The sequence below is a fragment of the Gandjariella thermophila genome (genome assembly GCF_005405885.1).
Classification (GTDB): Bacteria; Actinomycetota; Actinomycetes; order Mycobacteriales; family Pseudonocardiaceae; genus Gandjariella; species Gandjariella thermophila.
The window spans coordinates 22,860-43,719 of the sequence record NZ_BJFL01000035.1 but is presented as its reverse complement, the minus strand read 5'-3'; the positions used below and the strand labels follow the sequence as shown (position 1 = coordinate 43,719).

Genomic DNA, 20,860 nt, shown 5'->3' with positions numbered 1-20,860 from the left:
GACCGACCACCGTTTCTGCTGACCTCTCGAGAAACAACCGAATGATCCCGCTTCAGCAGTCGCCCGATCGCCCGGTACGATTGCCCCTTCGCCAGCTCACGAGAAATGATTTCTCGCTCGTCCTGGCGCAGTTCGACACCCCGCACTGCGACAATAGTTCCTTTCCGGCAGGCCCGTTAAATGAATGCTATGATCTTACCAAGCACGTGGTGCACTGATCATATGACCCCGCCATGCCAATGGCTACCCAATCGACGATGGCGCACGCGGCGCGCTCGCATTCCACCACCGCGGCCAGTTGCTGCGGAATGCCGTTCACGCCGACGGACAGCCAGTGCGGCTCGCTGGCCTGGCGAGCCAGTTCGAGAATGTGCCTCCGGTCCTCCGGCGGGACCCGGATGGCCCCCAGGATCGTGGCGACGGTTTCCAGGTTCGGTACCCGGTCGCCGCTTTCCCAGTGCGAAATCTGGCTGGGTGAGATCGACAGCAGGCGTCCGAGTTCGCGGACACCGATTCCGCGCGCCATTCGCGCCTCGCGCAGGGCGGCGGATAAGGCCCTCGCTCGTGGCGACGGACTGTTCACACCCATGGCAACACATCCTAACGCGTGATAGCGGCCACAGTCACCCCTTTGGGGCACTGGTGTGGCCAATTCGGCAACACCGATGGTGTACGTGGAACGCACGTCGGGAGGTGTCCATGTCGAGAGCCGAGGGCATAGTGCCACAACCACCACCGACGCCAGCAACAGGTGCGGTGACCGGGCCGCCGCCGCACCCGCCCGTCGACCCGTACGCCGCCGTCGAGGAGTACCCCGTGCTGGAACCGCTGCTGGCGCTGTGCGAGCGGGCCGACACGGGCTGGCGGTTCCGGCACAAGCGCGACGCGGCCGGCGAGGTCACGGCCATCCAGGGCATCCGCATCGTCGACGGCAGCCACATCGACGTGGTCCGCATCATCGCCCACGACCGCGTGGTCGTCGCCCGGGCACGGCTGGTCGGCGAACGGGCCGGCGATTTCGTGCTCAACGTCGAGGGGCGGCCGGAAAAGGTCATTCCCCTCCTCGTCTCACTCCCGGATCGGGAGGCATGAGGGGTGGCCCAGCACGCCTACCAAACCGGAAACGAGTGGGGCGTCACCGTCCCGGAACTGATCGAGCGCATCGCCGCCGAAGGGCTGCCCACCCGGCTGATGTGGCCAGACCCGAATGCCCGTGTCGAATGGTCGATCGACGACTCGCCGACCGGCTACCTACCGAGAATCGACGAAACGTCGCCGGCCTGCCCGGGACGACGCACGGCGTGAAAGGCTTTCCCGGGTCGATTCGGAAACGCGCGGAGGCAGCAGGCGGTCTCGCGGGCGGCAAGGTGCTGAACGCATGCCGCTCGGTGCAGCAGAAGCGCGACGGCGCGGAAGTGATCTTGTGGCTGCGTGGCACAACCACCGTTCGGGTGGAACCGGTGCTCCCGATCTTGCTTCTGCCCGGAGAACCAGATTGGTTGCGTGGACGAGCTTGTCGGGCGACACGCCGTCGGGATCAGCCGGTCCTGGTGCGGCTGCTGCTGACCGTGGAGCCGGCGATCTTCCAGCGGTCGCCCTCCTGCACCATGACGAAATGGGTCTGCTCCTCGACGACGTGCCCGTCCCGGTAGAAGTAGTCGATTGTGGCGTCCACAGTAGACGGTGGCGTGGCGGACACTGCGAGCAGCGTGACCCGGTCGATCGCGCTCCAGAACCGTTGGTACCCGGAGAACCCGCCGGCGTGGTTGGCCTGGTAGTCGGCGGTCATCCAGTTCCAGCCCTCGGCGAGGTTGCCGGGCATCATCGCGTAGTAGGACGTGATCGCGTTCCGAAGCTGGTCCGCGATGCTCAGCGGGGCGGGTGGCGGCGTCGTGGCGGGGGTGGGCGCCGGCGTGGTGACGGCGGTCGTGGCCGGTGCGGCGGCGCCTGACGAGCCCGGTGCGGGCGGAGCCTGCGTCGCCGCGGAGGTAGTGGGCGCCGTGGCGCCCTGGCGGCTCGCTCCGCGGGTGGCGAGCACGACGGCGACCACACCCGCGGCGACGAGCACGGCCACCACCGCCACGGCCGCCGCACGGCCGCGCCGGAAGCGGCCACCACGGATGCGTTCCGTGGGCTGCGCCGCCTGGGTGGTCCCGCCGGTGTCCGACCGGCCCGCCGCGGTCACCGCCGGATCGGCCGCGGCGGCCGCCGGCCCGGCCGGGGGAGCGGGCAGCCCCGCGGCGGCAGCCGGCCCCGCTGGGGAAGCGGCGGGCTCCGCCGGGGGAGCGGGCGGTGACGCCGCCGGGAACGGGACCGCGTCGCCCGCGGGCCCGGCCGGATCGGCCGTGACGGCCGGGCCATGGCCGGCCACCGCCGCCAGCGCGTCCCGTGCCTCGGCCATGGTCGGCCGCTGCGCGGGGTCGCGGGCCAGCAGCCGGGTCAGCACCGGGGTGAGCGCGCCGGACCGGGTCGGCGGCCGGAACTCGTAGCTGGCGATCCGGTACAGCAGCGCCATGGCGTTGTCGTCCAGGCCGAACGGCGGGCCGCCCTCGACCGCGGTATAGAGCGTGGCGCCGAGCGAGAACACGTCCGCCGGGAACCCGGCGTCAGCACCCTGGGCGACCTCGGGCGCCAGGTACGCCGGGGTGCCGGCGAGGATGCCGCTGGCGGTCACGGTGCCGTCGCCCACCGCGCGGGAGATGCCGAAGTCGGTGATCTTCGCGGTGCCGTCGTCGGTGAGCAGCACGTTGCCCGGCTTGATGTCCCGGTGCACGATGCCGGCCCGGTGCGCCGCGGCCAGCGCGGAGGCGACCTGATCGCCGATGGCCGCCACCCGCTCGGCGGGCAGCGTCCCCCGGGCGGCCAGCACGTCGGCGAGGCTCTGCGAGCGGAGGTACTCCATCACCAGGCACGGCTGCCCCTCGTGCTCGACCACGTCGTACACGGTGATCGCGTGCGGATGGTGCAACCGGGCGGTGATCCGGCCCTCCCGCATGGCGCGTCGCTTGGCCTCGGAGGTCTCGCGCTCGCTCATGCCGGCGCGCAGCACGAGTTGCTTGACCGCGACGGTGCGGTGCAGCAACTCGTCGTGGGCCTGCCACACCAGGCCCATCGCACCCGAACCGACCTGGGAGACGAGCCGGTAGCGGCCAGCGATCAGCTCGCCTTCGTCGGTCACGACCATCCTCCTGGACCCGGGTGTGCGCGCTGAGACGCGACGGCATGCGTGGGCCGCCGCGATCGTTCGCCTCACCTTATGGGTTCGCCTCCGGTCGCCGCCGTGTCACCCTGCCGGGTGACCGCGGTCTCCCGCCGGCCCTGGGCGGGTCGGCTCGGTAGACATGCGGCAGCGGTCGGCGTGGCGACGGGAAGGACAGGGCGATGGCGGAGTGGAACTGGGCGGGCAATCGCGGCTACGCCGCCGAACGGGTGGTCACCCCACGCACCGTGGCGGAGGTCCAGGAACTGGTGGCCGCGGCCTCGCGGATCAAGCCGCTGGGCACCCGGCACTGCTTCAACGACATCGCGGACTTCCCCGGCGGCGTGCAGATCGATCTGGCCGGGCTCGACACGCCGATCGAGATCGACAGCGCGGCGTCGACCGTGACCGTCGGCGCCGCGGCGCGCTTCGGCGACTTCGCCCTGAGCCTGCATGCCGCCGGATTCGCGCTGCCGAACCTGGCGTCGCTGCCGCACTGCACCGTGGCGGGCAGCGTGGTCACCGCCACGCACGGCTCCGGCCGGCGGCAGCAGAGCCTCGCCTCGGCGGTCTCCGCCGTCGAACTGGTCACCGCGGACGGACAGCTCCGCGGGTACTCCCGCGACCGGGACCCGGAGGTGTTCCCCGGCGTGGTGGTCAACCTGGGGGCGCTGGGCGTGCTGACCCGGCTCACCCTCGACCTGGTACCCGCGTTCGACGTGCGCCAGGACGTCTTCGACGGCCTGCCCTGGGAGGCGGCGTTCCAGCACTTCGACGAGATCCAGGACGCCGGCTACAGCGTCAGCCTGTTCACCAACTGGGCCAACGACGCGATCGACCAGGTCTGGTTGAAGAACCGGGTCGAACCCGGCCGCCCGTTCCACGCCCCGGGTGACTTTCACGGAGCGGTGCCGGCGGACGGCCCCCGCCACCCCGCGCACGCGGCCGGAATGCCGGTGCAGAACTGCACGCAGCAACTCGGCGTGCCCGGCCCGTGGTACGACCGGCTGCCGCACTTCCGCCTGGCGTTCACCCCGAGCGCGGGCAACGAGTTGCAGTCGGAGTACTTCGTGCCGCGCGAGCACGCCGTGCCCGCCTTCGAGGCGCTGCGCGGGCTCGGCGAGAAGCTCGCCCCGGTGCTGCTGACCTCGGAGATCCGCACGGTCGCCGGGGACGACCTGTGGCTGAGCCCGTTCCACGGCGGGGACCGGGTGGCCATGCACTTCACCTGGCGGCCACGGCAGCGCGAGGTCGAGGCGCTGCTACCGGTCATCGAGGAGCGGCTCGCACCGTTCGGCGTGCGGGCGCACTGGGGAAAGCTGTTCCACGGCGCCTCGCTCGCGGGCTACCCGAAGCTGCCCGAGTTCCGCGCGCTCGCCGAGCGGCTCGACCCGGAGGGCGCGTTCCGCAGCCCGTTCGTGCGCCGGCACCTCTTCGGCGAGGCCGACGCCTGATCCGTGCCACGGCCCGGTGCAACGCCGCCGGCGCACCGCGGTCGTTACCGGACGGCGGTCTCGGCTTCGCCGGTGAGGATGGCCAGCGTGCCGTCGAGCCGCTGGAGAGTGGGACGCCGGCCGGGATCGGGGGACAGGCAGGCGTCGATGACCTCGGCCACCGGGCGGGGCAGCCGGCGGCGCGCGCGGATCCGGGGCGCGCGCCGGGCCAGTTGCGGGTAGCGGCCGGGAAGGTCGCCGGTGGCGGTCTCGCGACCGTCCGAACCGGACGGTCCGGCGAGGTCGAACGGTTGGTGGCCGGTGGCGGCGTGGTAGAGCACCAGACCGATGCCCCAGACGTCGGCGGCGGGGCCGAGATGTCCGCCGCGGATCTGTTCCGGGGCCATGTAGGCGGGGGTGCCCGGCCCGCGCCGGCAGGGTCCGGGCGGACGGGCCACGCCGAGGTCGATCAGCAGGGCCCGCCCGCCGGAGGAGATGATGTTGCCGGGTTTGATGTCCAGGTGCAGGTAGCCCTGGCTGTGCAGGTAGCGCACCGCGGAGCAGAGCTGCCGGCCGAGATGGCCCAGCGCCTGCTCGGGAAGCCGCTGTTCCAGGTGGTCCACGATGTGGCCGAGGGTGACGCCGGTCAGCGTTTCCAGCACCAGCATCGGCGGCTGCGGAAAGCGTGGCCGGAGCAGTTCGTAGGCGCGCACGATGTGCGGGTGCGTCAGGCGCAGCAGCAGCCGTCCCTCGAGGACGAGATGCCGGCGCGCGTGCGGATCGGTGCCGCGGTCCGGTCGGGTGCGAGGCTGATCAGTCCCTGGTCGGCCATGTCCCAGCGGGTAGCCGGCCACGCAGCGACAGCACCTCGGTGACGTCGCGGATCTGCGGGGGCGCAGGCAGGTCCGGTAGCGGCCGGTAGTACTCCCGGCGGCGGCCCTCGCCGTCGAACGCCCTGGCGACGAACTGGCCGGTGCGCTCCACGGCGTGGTAGCTGAGCCAGGCCACCGGCAGGCTGACGGCCAGCAGCAGGACGGCGGTGAACCCGAAACCGGCCGCCGTACCGCGCTCGGGCAGCAGCCCGTGGCTGTCCAGCAGCCGCAGCACCGGCTCGTGCCACAGGTACAGGCTGTAGCTCATGCCGCCGAGGGCCACCAGCCACCGCACCCTGGCCCAGCGCGGCCCGTGCGACCCGCCGAGCACGGAGGCGCCGTGCACCAGCGCGCAGCCGGCGCCGTAGACGCCGTGCACGAACGTCTCCGGGAACCCGGGTCGCAGCCGCACCACGCTGCCGCCGACCAGCACGGCGATCCCCGCGGCGCCGACCAGCCGCCGGGCGGCGGCGCCGGGCAGCCGCACCCCGCCGGCCGCGAGCAGCGCCAGGAGCAACCCGGCGGCGAACACGTCCAGCTTGGCCGGCAGCCCGAACCACGCCGGCCAGTAGGTGTCCGGGAGCCGCCACGCGGACACCGCCAGCAACCGGTAGCCGTCGCAGGCGCCGGCCAGCACGGCGATCCCGAGCAGCAGCACGGCCAGCCGCGCCGAACGGTGCCGCAGCCGCCCGCAGATCCGCTGGGCGAGCGCCCCGAGCACCGCCAGCAGCAGGTAGAACTGCATCTCCACGGCCAGCGACCAAGCCGGGCCGTTGGTGTAGAAGATCTTCGCCTGACTGAAGGTCTGGGTGAACGTGACGTGCAGCAGCAGGTCTGGCCAGTCCCCGGGCAGGATCGGGTTGGAGATCGCCCACACCAGCAGGATCGCGGTGTAGTACAGCGGCAGCACCCGCGCGGCCCGGCGGACCAGGAACGCGCGCGCGTGCTGCCGCCGCTCGCCGTCCAGGCACGCCCGCAGGTACGGCCGGCCGAGCAGGAACGCGGACTGTACGAAGAACAGATCAACCACCAGGTCGGTGGCACGCAGCAGATCGTGCCAGGTGGTGCCCTCCAGCGGCCAGTGCCAGGTCACCGGGTCACGGTTGTGCTGGTAGGCGTGGAAGATCACCACTACGACCGCACCGATGGCCCGGTAACCCTCGAAGTAGCTCAGCCGCTCACCGCCGCCGGCGGCCCGGCCGCTCACACCGGCCCCCGCCATCGAGTCTGCCGCGGGGTGACCACCCAGGCGCGCTGGCCGAGGAGTTCCTTGACCTGCGCGACCCGGGCCACCAGGTTCTTCCACTCCGCGTACAGCGGGGCCCAGAGCAGGTAGCGGAGGAACCAGCGGGGCCGGCCGCGCAGCTCGGGTACCGCGGTCCACCAGGCGAGCAGCGCCTGCCCCGGCCCCACGGACAGGGTGTAGAGGCTGGTCAGCACGAACGTGGGGACCAGCCAATCCAGGTGGGACGCGCCGCCGGCCCGCCAGACCAGGAACACCATGACCGGGTACATCTGCAGCGACAGCCACGGGTGGATCTCACGCCAGCCGAGCAGGAAGGCCAGCCCGAGCTTCTGCCTCGGGCGCAGCTCGGGCGAGCGCAGCCCGTCCCGCAGGTGCCTGCGGGACACCTGGAACCAGCCCTGGGCCCAGCGCACCCGCTGGTGCCACAACGCGCGCAGAGTGTGCGGCGCGAGTTCCCGGCTGACCAGCGTGCGGTCGTAGACCATCCGGAAGCCGGCGAGCAGCGCGCGGATCGACGAGTCGATGTCCTCGGTGAGCATCCAGCCGCGCAAGCGGACGGCGTGCAGCGCCTCGGTACGCCAGAACCCGTTGGACCCGCCGAACAGCGCGAAGCCGTGCAGGCTGGCCCGCCCGGGATGGCTGACCGCGTAGATCGACTCGAACTCGACCGCCACCGTGCGGGCCACCGGCGACGCGTCGCCGTTGCGGATCACGCAGTGCCCCTGCACCATGTCCGCGCCGTGCGACAGCCAGTGCCAGGCGCGGCGGAACGCGTCCGGCGCGGGATGGTGGTCGGCGTCGAACACCCCGACGAACGCGCCGCGGAGCACGCGCAGCGCGGCGTTGACGTTCTGCGCCTTGGACGTGGAACCCGGCACGTTGAGCAGGGTCAGCCGGCGGTCGGCCGCCGCGATCGCGAGCAGTTCGTCCTCGACCGGCAGCCGGCGAGGCGTGTTGTAGGCCAGCACCACCTGCAGCGGCGCGGGATATTGCTGCGCCAGGAAGGCGCGCACGGTGTCCACAATGGTCACCGCCTCGTTGGGCAGGTACGCGGCGATCACCGCGGCCGCCGGCGGGTAGGGCGCGGTCGGCTCGGCCGGCGGCTGCATCGGATCCAGCGCGTACAGACCCTCGGCCCAGACCACCGCTGCGGTGAGCACCAGCGCGAACATCACCGTCAGGTAGGCCGGCTCGGCGAGGTCGACGCCGAGCAGGTACAGCGCGGTGAGCGCGCCGTACGGGGCGGCGACGCCGAGCAGCACCGTCAGTCCGATCTGGACGGACGTGCGGCGCAGCCGGGTGCGCAGGGCACCGCCGCGCGGCCGGGTGGTGCCGTCGGCCACCCACCGTCGCGGCACCAGGTCGAGGTGGCCCTCGGCGAGTTCGGTGGCCGTGGTGGCGCACTCCAGCAGCACGTGCGGGTCACCGACCCCGCGCAGGTCGGCGGCGCTGACCCAGCCGCACGCCGGATGGATCAGCAGCGGCTCGCCGGCCACCGGGTGCGCGCGCCGGCCGAGGGCGGCGAGCAGGTTTTCCAGCATCTCGCCGGCGCGGGCGGCGGGGCTGCCGCGCAGCAGCACCAGGACGCAGTCGCCGCCGCTGACCGCGACCAGCGCCCGGTCCCCGAGTTCGTTGGCGGCCGCGGCGGCGAGATCGGCGTGCAGGTGGGCGAGTTCGCCGTGCCGCAGCCGGCGGGACAGGCTGTCCCGATCCGCGGTGCGGAGGACGGCGACCACCGGGTGATGCGCGGACCGGGCCCGCAGCCGCAGCGCCCGGCGGGCATGCGCCAGCCAGTCCCGCCGGCTGACCAGGTTGGCCGGCGCCGGCGCGTTCGGCGGCTGCTGCCGGCGGCGGGTCAGCAGGAACAGCGGGCGGGTGTGCCCGTCGTCCGGCCGCCACGGCCCGAGTCCCGGGAGCCGTGCCGGCGTGGCGGTGTCACCGAAGAGTTCCATGGATGTGTCCTCCGCGACCGCGTACCTGTTGCTGTGTCTGCTCGCTCGGCCGGCGCCGTGGACGCCGCCCCGCCGGCGTCCGGGGCTCCCGACGCCGCCGCGCCGACGGTTCCGGCGGCCTGCCGGCTCCGCCGGCACCGTGGATGCCATGGACGCTGCCGCCCCCCGCCGCCGAGAACTCCGCCGCCGCGCCGATGTTTTCCACCGCCGGTCAACGGGTGGGCGTGGGCGTGCTGCTGTCCGCGACGCCCAACCGCACCGCGGCCGCCCGCCAACCGGCCGGGGTCCAGCGAAGGTCGAAGACGAACACGGTGCGGCCGGCGGGCACCGCGTCCACCTGCCGGCCTGCCCGGTCGATCACCCGCATGTCGTCCTGGTCGAAGGTGACCGTGACGGTGGCCTGGCGGTCCTGCTGCACGTCGCTGGGATCGGCGGAGACGAAGTGGACGCGGCCACCCCGGTAGCGCGCTCCGGCCGCCCGGTCGGTGTCCAGTTGCGCCACGAACTGCGCGCAGGTCTGGCAACTTGGCAGGCCCAGGTCGCGCAGCGGGCCGGCGTCCAGCGTCTGGTAGGCGTAGTCGACCAGGTCCAGCCAGTGCGAGGCGAAGGAGGTGGCGCCCTGCCCGTCGCCGTGCCTCGCCGGTTCGGGCAGCGTCGGCGGGGCGGTCGGTGGCGGTGTTCCGCCCGCCGAGCCGCAGCCCGCCGAGACCGCGCCGCACAGCACGATGGCGCGCCACCACCCGGCGCGGGTCGCCCGCGACGGGCGGCGCGTCCGTACCCGACCCGGCGACACGGGAGCCGGCCGGACCGAAGCTGGCGGTGCCGAGACCGGTGGTACCGGAACCGGCGGGGGCGCGGCGGCAGAACCGCGCGGACGCCAGCCGGCATGACGTGATGATCCGTTCACTGCGTCCTTCCCCGGCGAAATGGTCGGGAATCCGTAAAGAGAGCGACCGCGGGACCGCGGCCAGGTGTTCGAATTATTCGACGCGGACGGTGCCAACGAATGTCCAGCGGGTTGGTTACGGTGGCTTCGGTAAACTCGGCGTTGTGGTTTCCGAGCCTGCCCCGCGGCGCGGTGGCCTATCCGGTCGAGAATCGGATCGCCACCGTGTCGCGATTGCTGTCCGTCCAGGTCCGGAGGTCATCGCCATGGCGGTCCGGCCGCCAGCCCGCCACGACGTTGACCGGATTCGCGATCTGGCCGGTCAGCCGCACCAGGAAGTCACGCAGTTGCGCGCCGTCGCCGGGGTCGGCGCGGACGAGGAAGTACATGGATCCCCGGTTGGACAGCGCGAAGAGCACGTGCACGGCCGGCGGCACCTCGGCGGGAAACAAGCCCGGAACGGTCCCCGCCGCCGGTGTTCCGGCGTGCGCCGTGGACGGTCCCGACACGGCCGCTGACCGGTTCGCCCGCAGCCGGTCCACCCACAGCACCTGGGCACCCCTGATCCAGTGCCCTCCGCTGCCCGGCCGGGCGGCGACCGGCGACATCCCGTCGAGCACCGGCGCGTGCCGGGCGCGCACGCTGTCCAGCAGCCGGCCCTCGGTGACCAGGCCCCAGCGGATCAGGTAGTTCCGGATCGAGGAGTCGTGCAGGTTGATCCCGAACTCGCGGCCGATCAGCTCCGCCACCGCCTGGCGGGTCCATAACCAGTAGTCCAGCCCCACCTGCTCGGGCGCGCAGTTGACGAGCGTGTCGACCACCCAGCTCTGCTGCGCCACGGACAGCGCGAGTTGCTCGCCCGGCCGGCGGCCGCGCCGCCGCAGCCGCAACGCCTCGGCTCCGCCGCTGCGATAGGTGCGTACCCAGCCCCCGACGGTCTGCCGAGACACGCCGAAAACCCGGGCGACATCCGCCTGCGGAATCCCCGACTCGACCGCCTCGATCGCGAGCCGCCTCAGCTCTTCCAGGGTATTGACCGGGAATTTTCTGCCGTCTCGGTGAATCACGAGGGTACTCAACCGCCTTCCCTTTTCACCACCATTGCCGGCGTTTTACGGATGCCGCACGTCTGCTGATCCGGGTCATCTGACGCTCACCGGGACGCGAACGGTGGTCTCGTCCACCTCCGAGGTCCGGACGGTCAGCGCGAGTTCCCAGTTCCCGGGCAGCGGAATCCGCACGCCCCCGCCGACGTAGTGGCCGGGCGCACCGGCGTACTGCAACGGCACCGGGAGCGGGCCGATCCGGCGGTCGGGCAGGGAAAGCTGGACACGCAGTTCGGCAACGCTCTTCGGGCCGCCGTCCGCGTCCAGCACGGACAGGTGGATCTCGTTCGGGCCGACCTGGCCCGGCAGCAGCACGAGGGCGAGTTGGCCGCGCCCGGCCGGTCCGCCGCCGGTGTCGAACGGTACGGCCAGGTTCGCCGGCCCACCGGCGGCGCCGCCCTGCACGGCGGCGCGCTCGCTGGCCTGCTCGGCGCGCGCCGGCTCGGCGTTGACCAGGAAGGCGGTCAGGCCGAGCAGCACCGCGGCGATCGCCGCCTCCACCGCGACCACCCGGCGGAACCGGGTCACCTCGGCGTCACCGGGGCCGCGCCGGGCGCGGCGCTTGTCGCTGATCGTGACGATGGCGAACCCGTAGTGCCGCCGCACCCAGCGCCGCGCGGCGGCACCGAGCGCCACCAGCACCGCGGCCAGCACCACCTTGCCGACGAGCACCTTGCCGTAGGTGGTGCCGAACAGCGCCGACGGCGTGCCCACCTCGCGCCACGCCTGGTAGGTCCCGGTGGCGAGGAGCAGCCCGACGCAGACCAGCGCGGTGCGGGAGAACCGGGGCAGAGCCAGCCGCATGGCCGCCAGGTCGCCGGAGGGCAGCAGTGCCGCGCCGACGGCGGCCAGCCCGCCCAACCAGACGGCCATGGCGACCAGGTGCACCACGTCGATCGGCAGCGCCAGCGCCACCTGCGCGCCGGCCGCGCTGTGCGTGGCCAGGCTCCAGGTGGCGGCCAGGGCGACCGCGAAGCCGAGCACCACCGCCGCCGGCCGAATGCGGTCCCGGTGGTCCGGGGGCTTCGCCCCGGCGTCCTGGCGACGCCGGGACGCCCGCGGATACCACAGCGCCCCGGCCGCGGCGACGCCCAGCAGCAGCGCGCGGAGGACCTGCATCAGGCCCATCCGGGTGCCGAGCGCGGTGCCCAGCGCCGCGGGGTCGGCGACCGCGGCGATGGACCGGCCGACCGCGTACGGACCGTAGAGCAGCAGCGTGCCCGCGGTGGCGGCGAGCAGACCGCCCCATCCGGACCAGAACAGCAGGCGAGCCCTGCGGCGGTCGGCGGCGCCGGGCCAGCACCATGCCACGAAGAACGCGGACCCGACCAGCAGGGCAAGGCCGGCGAAGCCCACCCAGCGCACCGCGGTATAGACGGTGGCCAGCACCGGATCGGCGCCGCCTCCGGCCAGTTCGGGCGCGCCCGACGCGGACGCCTCGCCCACGCTGAAGGTGAACGCGCCCTGCACCGGGTGGGTGTCCGCGGACACGACGTGCCAGACCACCGTGTACGTACCGTTCTCCAGCACGTCCGGCACGGCCGCTGCGATGGTCTCCGATTTGCCGTTCGCGTGGCCGAGTTGGCCGATCCTGATGTCCGTGCCCTGCGGGTCGATCAGCCGCAGCCCAGCGAGACCCACCTCGATCGGCTCGCTGAACTGCATGGACACCACGGGCGGCGAGAAGTCGAGTACCCGGTAGTTGGCCGGGTCGGTGGAGACCACGATGGCGTGCGCGGAGGCCGGCGCGGCGGTGACGGTCATGGCCAGCCCGGCCAGCAGGACGGCGAGGAACGCTCCGATCAGCTTCCGTGCGCGGCCGCTGCGTGGCATGGGTCCCTCCATTCGGGACGGTCGAGCCGGTCGGGACGACGGAGGTGGGCGGTGGCGCCCGGCCGGGAGGGGAGGCCGGGCGCCACCGCCGGTTCAGGTGCGGACCTTGACCTTGCCGGCGTGCGGTTCCGGCTTGGTCCGCGGCGGGCGCGGTGCTCGGGAGCCGCCGAGCACCACCCAGGCGAGCGCGCCGAGCCCGGCGAGCATGCCGGCCCCGCCGAGGGTGCGGGCCAGCACATCGGGTTGCGCCGGCGGAGCGGGCGGTGCCGCGGGCGCATGCACCTCCAGCACGGGAGCGGGGTGCTCGGGTTCGGGACCGCCGCCCTGCGGGACGTCGATCCACCGCACCACGGAACCGTCCGAATAGGTCTGTAGCGCCTTGAACACCAGCCGGTCGGTGTCCTCGGGGATCGGCCCGACGGAGACGGAGAACTCCTGGAAGTGCCCGGGTTCCACGGCCCCGCCGCGCCAGATCACCGACGTGACCGCCTCGGTGACCTCCCCGTCGTCGGTCTTCACCGGAGCGGGCAGCTTCTGCTTCTGCACCGTCGAGGTCCAGCCGGGCACGTCGGCGACGGACACCGACGGCAGCGGATGATCGGTCGGGAAGACCACCTCCACCTGCACGGTGGAGGCGTCGTCCCGCTCGTTGGGCACCCGGAACGACTCCTTGGCGTAGCCGCCCGGCACGGCGGTGTTCGGGTTGACGGTGACGTGTGCCCAGGCCAGTGGCTGAAGCAGGAACGCACCCGCGACCCCGATCACCGCGCCGACCAACCGCCGGCCGGCCGGAACGCGACTCGGCAGGAAACGCTGTGACATCTCGGTCCTTTCCTGGTTGCCTGGCGTGCGGCGGCGATCGTCGACGCCGCCGCACGCCCGCCGGTCAGCCCTGCCCGGTGGTTCCCGGCAGGATGGGCGGCAGTGAGGGCAGCGTCGGCACCGGCACCGCGGCCGGATCGACCTGGAGGATGGTGACCAGCCCGGTCATCCCCTGCGCCGATTCGGAATGCGAGAAGATGTGGCAGTGGATCATCCACTTCCCGGGATTCTGGGGAACGAAGATGATGTCGTAGGTCTGCCCGACACCGACGTTCACGGTGTCCATCTCCTGTGGCACCTTCAGCGGCCGCCCGTCCTGCGCGACCACGGTGAAGTAGCCACCGTGGACGTGAATGGGGTGGATCATCTCCGGCCCGGTTCCGATCAGTCGGATGTGCACCCGCTCGCCGACCCGCGCGACGAGTTGGGTGGTGGACGGGAAGCTCTTGCCGTTGAAGACGAACCCGAGCGGACCGTCGCCGATCATCAGGCGGTAGTCCCGGTCGGCCGGGATGTCACCGCCCCTCGGCACCACTTCGAGTGCGCCGTACAGCCCCCTTCCCTCCTGGTCGCCGTCCATGTGCGAGTGGTACCAGTGCGTTCCGGGACTCACCGCGGTGAACTCGTACGTGTACGTCTGGCCGGGCTCGATCGCCTGCTGGGTCAGGTCGGGCACGCCGTCCTGGTCGTTGGGCAGTTGCATGCCGTGCCAGTGCACCGAGGTGGGCTCGGGCAGGTGGTTCCTGACGACGACCCGTATCCGGTCACCCTCGTTCACCCGGATCACCGGGCCGGGCACCAGTCCGTTGAAGGCGTACGCCTGGCGCACCTTGCCGGGCGACACCTCGAGGTTCATCGGCGCGGCGTCCAGAGTGAACACCTTCACCCCGTCCACCACCCGGTACGGCGCCAACTGCGTGCCGTCACCGAGATCCCTGGCCTGGCCGTCGCCGCCCGCGACGGGCGCGATACCGCCCACCCCGGGCAGGTTCGGCGGCGACAGGATGTTCGGCGGCAGCACGCCGGTCGCCGGGTTGGCTCCGGCCACCACGACCTGGCCGAGCAGGTCCTGGGCGAACCGGGACCGGTAGGCGTACGTGCCGGGCCCGGTGAACGTGTAGGAATAGGTGGCGCCCTGCGGCAGTTCCGGCGAGTTCAGCACGCCGCCGGTCACGGACTGGGGCGAGCCGTCGCCGAGGTCGTTGACCCAGGTCACCGTGTCACCGACGGCCACGTTCAGCGTGCCGGGGTGCTCCCGCAGGCTGCTCAGCGGCACCGTGTGGACCGCGGCGGACGCCGCCGGTGCCAGCGCGCCGGCCCCGGCCGTGGCGAACACGAACGCCATGCCCAGCGCGATCAGCCGTGGGGTCCTGGGGTCGCCCCGGCGGAACATCCGAACCAAGAACGCGCGCCGTCGCTGTGGAAAACGCATGACTTTCCCTTCGTATGGCCCGCACGGGATGGGGAAGCGCCCCGGGTGGGACGCTTCCCCACCACCGTTCGCCGGCTCGGTTCCCGGTCAGCCGGCCGTGAGCGGCGGAACCGGTGCCGGCGGCGTCGACAACGGTGTGGATGCCGCCGGAAGGGTCGCCGTCACTGGCAGACCTGCTGGTACTTCACCGGGTTCCGCTGGCGGCAGGTGAGCTGGTCGTTGATCGGGTTGCTCGGTGCCTTCTCGACCCAGCCCTCGTAGGCCAGCGGAATGGGCAGCACACCCATGCCGCCGTATCCCGCGTAATTGCTGATCTGGTCGTCCGTCTGGGTGTTGGGACCACCGGAGACGGTCATCTTGCCGACCACCGTGGCGTCGGACGGGTCGCCGTCGCCGTTCGGGTCGGTGTCGATGATCTCCATCGCGTTGGAGAACTTGCTCGTCACGTAGGCGTAGTAGCCGCCGCCCTTCTTCGCCCCGAAGTTGATGCCGTGACAGCCGGCGTCACAGGGCAGCCACTTGACGATCTCGTCGGTCTTCGGGTCGATCACCGTGATGTTGCCGGTCAGGGTGTTGGCGACCAGGACCGCCGAGTTGTCCGGGGCCACCGGAATCTGGATGTCCAGGCCACCGAACGGCCCATTGGCTCCCTTCACCGGGTCGTAGTTCTTCCAGAGGTCGATCTCCTTGTGGTGGACCTTCGAGCTGCCGTCCACGCAGGCGTTGGCCTGCAGGGAGATGCAGGAGACGGACATGCCGAGGAAGTCCGCCTCGTACGCCTTCGATCCGTCCGGTGTCATTCCCGAGGCGATCGGCAACTCACTGGTCTGCTCCTTGCGGATGTTGCCGCTCGGGATGTCCACCACGGTGGCGTCGTAGGTGTTGACGTTCGGCGTGATCATCGTCTTGCCGTCGCCGGTCATCCAGTGCGCGTGCGGGTGGGCGATCTTCTCGCCCGGTCCCTGCACCGGTATTCGCCGATCGATCTTGGTGGCGCCCGGCGCCAACTCCATCACCGCGCTACCACCGTTGATCGCGACGTGGAGCTGGTCGGTGTCGGTCCGGGTCATCACGTGCGAGGGATCAGGCCCGACTTCGATCTGCCGGACGAAGGCGCCGGTGGCCCGGTCGAAGACGTCCGTCTTGTTGTTGAACCACTCGTTGACGTAGATGTACTTCTCGTTCTTGTCGGTCCAGTTGTTGTGCGGGTTGTTCATGTTGACCTGCGGCAACGCCACCTTGCGTTCGACGTCCCAGTTCTGGGTATTGATCTTGGTGACCGCGCCGACCTTGGTCTTGTGCGCGTACTCCTCCATTTCCGTGTCGATCCAGACCTCGCCGACACCCGGTGTCGCCGGCCGGGTCTTGGTGGCCGGCAGGGTTTTCGGGGTCTGGAACTTGCCCTTGAAGAACTGGTCCAGGCTGGGGATCAGCTCCGGGTTTCCGTCGGAGTTGTAGGTGAGGATCGGTGCCGGCGGGAACGACGGATCCCATGTGGTGTCCTGGGTGTCGCTGAAGTGCTGCCAGTTGCTCGGCACGGTGATGGTGAAGAACTTGTCCACCAACTGCATGATCACGTCGGCGTTCGAGGGAACGTCCAGCGCCCTGCTGTTCACCCGCAGCTTCTTGCCGAAGTCGAGGCCCGGAGTGAGCGGGTCGTCGACCACGATGGCACCGAGCATGTACGGGTGGATCTTGCACGCGAAGGCGTACAGGCCCGGCTCGGTCAACTGCACGCTGGTCTGGCCGACGAACGCGCCGGGCTCGTCGAACGGGAAGCCCTTGGCTCCCTCCGGCCAGATCAGGCTCGTGATGGTGTGCGCTGACGCCGCCTGAGGCGCCTTGATCTCGAAGTTCGCCGTCACCGGCAGGCTGACCGTGTTGGTCGCCCACTTCTGCGCGTCGGCCAGCAGACCCTGCAGGTCGGGACCGATCGGCAGGGAGCCGATGTTGAGCGGGACACCGGCGGGTTGGGCCGCCACCTCCTTGCTGAACTCGGTGAGGATCGCGTTGGACCGGGCGATGTTCGGGTCGCCGGCGGGTAGCAACTGGCTGATCGCGGTCCGCATCGCGGCCACGTTCAGCCCCAGCGCCGAGGCGGGAGACGATGATCCGATGCCGAGCAGCCCCTTCGTCGCGTCGCCACCCAGCAGGCCGCTACCGAGCACCGGCACGCTGCCGCCGCCCAGCAACGGCAGGCTGCCGCCGCCGAGCACTGAGCCGATCAGCGACCCGGTCGAACCCGGCGCGGCCGGCGCCGAGCCGCTGGATGCCGTGCCGCCGGAGGCCGCGCCGAGGGACAACCCGCCGCCGGACCCCGAGCCGGCCCCGGGCAGGCCGGGCAGCCCGCCGCTACCGGTGCTCGAGCTGGACGTCGGTGGCGTGCTCGAGCTGGGCACGATGCCGGTCGGGTTGATCCCGCCGACACCACCGGTGGTCTGGTTGAGGTTGACCCTCGGCAGCTCGGCGACCGCCAGCGACTGCCCACCCAGCGGGCCCAGGTTCAGGTGCGTGTCGTACCAGGACCCGTTGTTGTCGGTGAGCTGGAACGACACCGGCGCCGGGCCGGCACCCACCGGCAGCCCACCACCGGTCGGCGAGGAGGTGCTGCCACCGCCGCCACTGCCGCCCCCGGTGGTCGTGGGCGGTGCCGCGGTGGTGGCGGAGGTCGTCGACGTCGGCGGCGCCGACGTGCCCGTGGACGTGGGCGGTGGAGCCGTGGTCGTTGTTCCGCCGCCACCGCCGTTGACGACCACCTGGCCCTGCATGTCCGGATGGAAGCGACAGTGGTAGCCGTACGTCCCCGGTGACGTGAAGGTGAACGAGTACTTCGCTCCTTGCGGCAGGTCCGGTGAGTTGAGCGGGTCTCCGGTCACGCTGTGCGTGGTGTTGGAGGTCTCGTCGTTGGACCAGACCACGGTGTCGCCGACATTCACGGTGATCGACGGCGGGTTGTACTGGAGGTTCTGGATCGACACCGTCTGCGTGGCGGCGGACGCCGTCGGTGCGGCCAGGCCGACGCCCAGCACGCTGAGCGCGACTGCCGAGGCTGCCGCCACCAGGCGCGACCGGAGCCGGCGTATCCGGAATCTCCGGGACGCGGGTATGCGCGGTGAATAGGGAGAGCGCACACTTTTCCCTTCTCGTCGTGGGCCCGAGCGGCGGAGAAGCCACCGCGGAGGCGGTGGCTGGTGGGCCCGGGGACACACAGACTTCGACGTGATAATCAGTTGTCAGGTTGTGCAGCGATCAGGGGGCCCAGTCCCGGAACTGCTCCAAGAAGGTGGTGAAGATCGTGTCATCGGGCCACGCCGGGGGGACCCCTGTTGCGCACGAACTCGACCTCGCCGGCAACCGCTGCGCTGCGACGAAACTCGACCATGCGGACTCCCGTTCATATCCGCGGTGGGCCAGGGGATCCGTATCCCCGTGACAGTGCGGATCAATACAACGCGGAGCCATGTCGGTGGCATCTCTCGACGGTTACTCGACCGTGAAATCCATTTCACTGGGAACTCTTCGAGTTGTGATATCTGGTTCTTTATGGAACGTTTTCGAATTTTGCGGCAAGTATTCGGCTGATGGCTCGCGAAGCCTCGCAGGCGACCCGCTGTGCGACGTCGTCACTGGTGAAACGCCTTATTGACGGTCCGGAAAGGTGATGTCGTGGAGTCCGCTGTTTGGGTTTCGGATGAGCGTCCGGGTTCGCCGGGACGGCGGGTCACGCTGGTCCGGACTACCCAACGACGTTCGCCGCACGCTGCGCGAATACCTTGCCCGCCGGCCCGTCGAACCATTTGTTTCACCACGGTGAACGGGATCCCCTGTGCCGGTCGGCACAGTTCGTCGGGTCCTAGCCAAGCCGGCCGACAAATGTCAGGATGTGCCGCGACAACGCTCCCGCGCGAGCACGTCAATGCTGATTGTGCCCGGCGCGGTGTCAAATCTGGGTACAGGAACGCGCCGGTCGGCCGGGTGAGGTACGGGGGCAACGGCCACTCGGACAGGATTGCTCGCCGCGCGCCGGCCGCGCTGCCGCCGGACCGCCGGCGTCCGGGAAAGAAAGCGAAAATGTCATGACATTGTGGCTGTCCGTCCCGCGCGGGATCGCGGGCGCCTGTTGTTCGCGGCGGCCGCTTCGGCGGCGCCCGGCGATCGGGAGGGCGAGGCGATGAGCGAGCCGAGGACCGCGCCGGAAACCGAACCGGCGGACTCGGAAACCGAACCGGTGGCCGATGCCGCGGCGGCTGTCCCGGCCACCACGGCGACCGAGTCGGCCGCGCCACCGGAGTCCGCCGGCACCGCCAACGGCACCGGCGGGACGGCACCGCCGATCCGCCCCGCGCGGCGGCTGGTCGACCGCACGTGGTGGCTGCCCTGGCTGCTGGGGATCGCCGTGCTGGTGGCGGGCGTGGGCGTGATCGTGACAACCCTCGGCGGCTCCGACGCGCCGCGCACGCCGCAGGAGCAGCTTCGCCGGCAACTGCCGATCACGAAGCACACGGTGAGCTACGAGGTGCGGGGGCCGTCGAAGTCGCCGGAGATCAGGTACGTCACCGACGGCACCAACAACACCGAGAAGGTGGCGGGCGTGCCGCTCCCGTGGCGCAAGGAGTTCACCATGACCGTCGGTCCCGGACCGGCGATCGTCCAGGTGCTCGCGGCGAACGGCCAGTCCGACGCGATCTCCTGCTCGGTCAGCATCGACGGCCACGTCGTCAACGAGAACACCGCGCCGGGCCAGTACGCCACCGTGTCCTGTTCCGGCGTGATCCAGCCGTAAGGGGGAGCGCCGGTGCGCACACGGAAAGCAGGTCGCGCCGCGGCCGGCGCGGTGGCGGTGGCGGTGGCCGCCGGGATCGCCGTGCTCGGCGCCGGGGCCGGCACCGCGGCCGCGGACGATCACGGCGCGCTCGATACCTGCCTGGCCTCGGTGCAGGGGGCGCCGGGGCAGCAGGTGACGCTCGCCCCGGCCGCCGTGCTGCAACCGATCGGCGACGCGCTCACCCCGCTGGACCCGCTCGGCACGACAGGGTCGGCGTTCCGCCAGTCGTGGCCGGCGCTGCCACCGATCCCGGTCGGCGCGATCCCGAGCGTGGCGGGCGTCATCCCCGGCGACGCGATCGCCGGGGCCGTGGTGGACCGGCTGCGCACCGTCCCGGCGGTCGCACCGGTGATCGACGTGCTCGCCCCCCGGGTGTGGCTGGTGGTCGCGCAGGGCTGCGCGGTCGCGGTCCAGCCGGTCGGCCCGCTGGTCGCGCCGCTCACCGGCGGCCAGCAGCCGGCACCCCCACCGGCGTCCCCGCCACCCGGCGGTGGAAACGTCGGTGGGAGTCCGGGAGGGGGTTCGAGCGGCGGGGGTTCGGCCGGTGGCCGGCCCGCCCCGGCGCCCGCCGGTGGGGGCTCCGCTCCCTGGCAGGCACCGGGTTCCGGCTCGGCGGGCGGGGTACCGCCGGAGCAGGCCACGGTGTGGGGCCAGGTGCCGGGCGGCTCCGGCGCTGGCGTGCCGCCGGAGGGCGTCATGGTCTACAACTCGGGCCCGCTGCCGCAGCCGTGGACCGTCCCCGGCGGGATCAGGGCCCCCGGCAACGGGCTGTCGGTGCACCCGACCGACATGACCGGGCAGGCCGCGCCGCTGGCGTCCGCGCGGCATCCCCGTCCGGGCGTCAGCGAGGTCATCGTGCTCGCCACGCTGATGCTCGCCTTTGTCGGGGCGCAACTGGCCCGCGCCTGGGCGCGGCGGCCGGCCCGGTCCGGCTGGCACGCGGCCGGCGCGGCGCTGCCCCCGCGGCTGCGCCGCCTGCTCCGGAACCTGCTGCGGCGGCTCTTGGCCACCCTGGACACCGCCGGTTAGCCCGCGGCGGGAGCGCGTGGGTAGCGCGGTGCGGCGGGGCGCTACCCACGCGTGCCGCGGCGCGCGTCGCGACGGACGTGCGCCGCGCCGCTTCGGGCGGCAGGCCTGCGCACACGCAGCGTAGACCTCCTGTCACAACAAGAAAACGAATGTCGTTTGCCTCGCCAACTTTCCTTGTATCGGTAATCATTTCCATCTAGCCTTCGGGTTGCGGCGCGCGACCGC

At 71.8% G+C, this 20,860-nt stretch carries 17 protein-coding genes; 5 read left to right on the top strand and 12 right to left on the bottom strand.

Annotation, left to right across the window (positions count from 1 at the left end):
* Positions 1-146: helix-turn-helix domain-containing protein (locus FFT21_RS30775; protein ID WP_192909713.1), on the bottom strand; the 146-nt coding region annotated here is incomplete at its 3' end.
* Between the two features lie 41 nt (positions 147-187).
* Positions 188-589, bottom strand: coding sequence for a helix-turn-helix domain-containing protein (locus FFT21_RS23750; protein ID WP_137816154.1), 402 nt, complete (start codon positions 587-589; stop codon positions 188-190).
* A 227-nt stretch (positions 590-816) separates the two neighbouring features.
* On the opposite strand from FFT21_RS23750, the gene FFT21_RS23745 reads away from it, so the two are divergent.
* Both FFT21_RS23745 and FFT21_RS23740 read left to right on the top strand, forming a co-directional pair.
* Positions 817-1,092 carry a hypothetical protein gene (locus FFT21_RS23745; RefSeq protein WP_137816153.1) on the top strand — a complete coding sequence of 92 codons (276 nt, stop codon included), beginning with the start codon at positions 817-819 and terminating at the stop codon, positions 1,090-1,092.
* Positions 1,093-1,095: 3 nt separating this feature from the next.
* The gene (locus FFT21_RS23740) at positions 1,096-1,305 is read left to right on the top strand and encodes a hypothetical protein (RefSeq protein ID WP_137816152.1); all 210 of its coding nucleotides are present in this window, start codon (positions 1,096-1,098) and stop codon (positions 1,303-1,305) included.
* Between the two features lie 232 nt (positions 1,306-1,537).
* Here the strand turns inward: FFT21_RS23740 and FFT21_RS23735 are convergent, their stop codons facing one another.
* On the bottom strand, positions 1,538-3,178 hold the full coding sequence (locus tag FFT21_RS23735; RefSeq protein ID WP_192909712.1) for a serine/threonine-protein kinase: 1,641 nt from the start codon (positions 3,176-3,178) through the stop codon (positions 1,538-1,540).
* A gap of 203 nt (positions 3,179-3,381) precedes the next feature.
* Here FFT21_RS23735 and FFT21_RS23730 point away from each other — a divergent pair, with 203 nt between their 5' ends.
* Entirely contained in the window at positions 3,382-4,653 is a 1,272-nt protein-coding gene (locus tag FFT21_RS23730) for an FAD-binding protein (protein WP_137816150.1), read from the top strand.
* Between the two features lie 44 nt (positions 4,654-4,697).
* On the opposite strand, the gene FFT21_RS23725 is transcribed toward FFT21_RS23730, so the two are convergent.
* The 9 genes from FFT21_RS23725 to FFT21_RS23685 all read right to left on the bottom strand — a co-directional run bounded on the left by FFT21_RS23725 (position 4,698) and on the right by FFT21_RS23685 (position 17,840).
* Positions 4,698-5,486: a serine/threonine-protein kinase gene (locus FFT21_RS23725; protein ID WP_192909711.1), complete on the bottom strand. Its 789-nt coding sequence runs from the start codon at positions 5,484-5,486 to the stop codon at positions 4,698-4,700.
* The gene (locus FFT21_RS23720; RefSeq protein WP_225978697.1) at positions 5,446-6,711 is read right to left on the bottom strand and encodes an acyltransferase family protein; all 1,266 of its coding nucleotides are present in this window, start codon (positions 6,709-6,711) and stop codon (positions 5,446-5,448) included. Before FFT21_RS23720 ends, FFT21_RS23725 begins: the two co-directional genes overlap by 41 nt.
* A complete protein-coding gene (locus FFT21_RS23715) occupies positions 6,708-8,702 on the bottom strand; it encodes a glycosyltransferase family 2 protein (RefSeq protein ID WP_225978696.1) in 1,995 nt (664 codons plus the stop codon). The genes FFT21_RS23720 and FFT21_RS23715 overlap by 4 nt, the downstream gene beginning before the upstream one ends.
* Before the next feature lie 211 nt (positions 8,703-8,913).
* The gene (locus FFT21_RS23710) at positions 8,914-9,426 is read right to left on the bottom strand and encodes a DUF6318 family protein (protein ID WP_137816146.1); all 513 of its coding nucleotides are present in this window, start codon (positions 9,424-9,426) and stop codon (positions 8,914-8,916) included.
* Between the two features lie 359 nt (positions 9,427-9,785).
* On the bottom strand, positions 9,786-10,667 hold the full coding sequence (locus FFT21_RS23705) for a helix-turn-helix domain-containing protein (protein WP_137816145.1): 882 nt from the start codon (positions 10,665-10,667) through the stop codon (positions 9,786-9,788).
* A gap of 63 nt (positions 10,668-10,730) precedes the next feature.
* The gene (locus FFT21_RS23700; protein WP_225978695.1) at positions 10,731-12,527 is read right to left on the bottom strand and encodes a copper resistance CopC/CopD family protein; all 1,797 of its coding nucleotides are present in this window, start codon (positions 12,525-12,527) and stop codon (positions 10,731-10,733) included.
* 93 nt (positions 12,528-12,620) lie between these two features.
* Positions 12,621-13,349, bottom strand: coding sequence for a YcnI family copper-binding membrane protein (locus FFT21_RS23695; protein WP_137816143.1), 729 nt, complete (start codon positions 13,347-13,349; stop codon positions 12,621-12,623).
* Positions 13,350-13,413: 64 nt separating this feature from the next.
* Positions 13,414-14,742: a multicopper oxidase domain-containing protein gene (locus FFT21_RS29970; RefSeq protein ID WP_225978694.1), complete on the bottom strand. Its 1,329-nt coding sequence runs from the start codon at positions 14,740-14,742 to the stop codon at positions 13,414-13,416.
* Positions 14,743-14,942: 200 nt separating this feature from the next.
* A complete protein-coding gene (locus FFT21_RS23685) occupies positions 14,943-17,840 on the bottom strand; it encodes a cupredoxin domain-containing protein (RefSeq protein ID WP_137816142.1) in 2,898 nt (965 codons plus the stop codon).
* Between the two features lie 1,112 nt (positions 17,841-18,952).
* On the opposite strand from FFT21_RS23685, the gene FFT21_RS23680 reads away from it, so the two are divergent.
* The gene (locus FFT21_RS23680; protein WP_137816141.1) at positions 18,953-19,564 is read left to right on the top strand and encodes an MmpS family transport accessory protein; all 612 of its coding nucleotides are present in this window, start codon (positions 18,953-18,955) and stop codon (positions 19,562-19,564) included.
* Positions 19,565-19,576: 12 nt separating this feature from the next.
* Entirely contained in the window at positions 19,577-20,635 is a 1,059-nt protein-coding gene (locus FFT21_RS28950; RefSeq protein ID WP_153816577.1) for a hypothetical protein, read from the top strand.
* Positions 20,636-20,860: the final 225 nt, after the last annotated feature.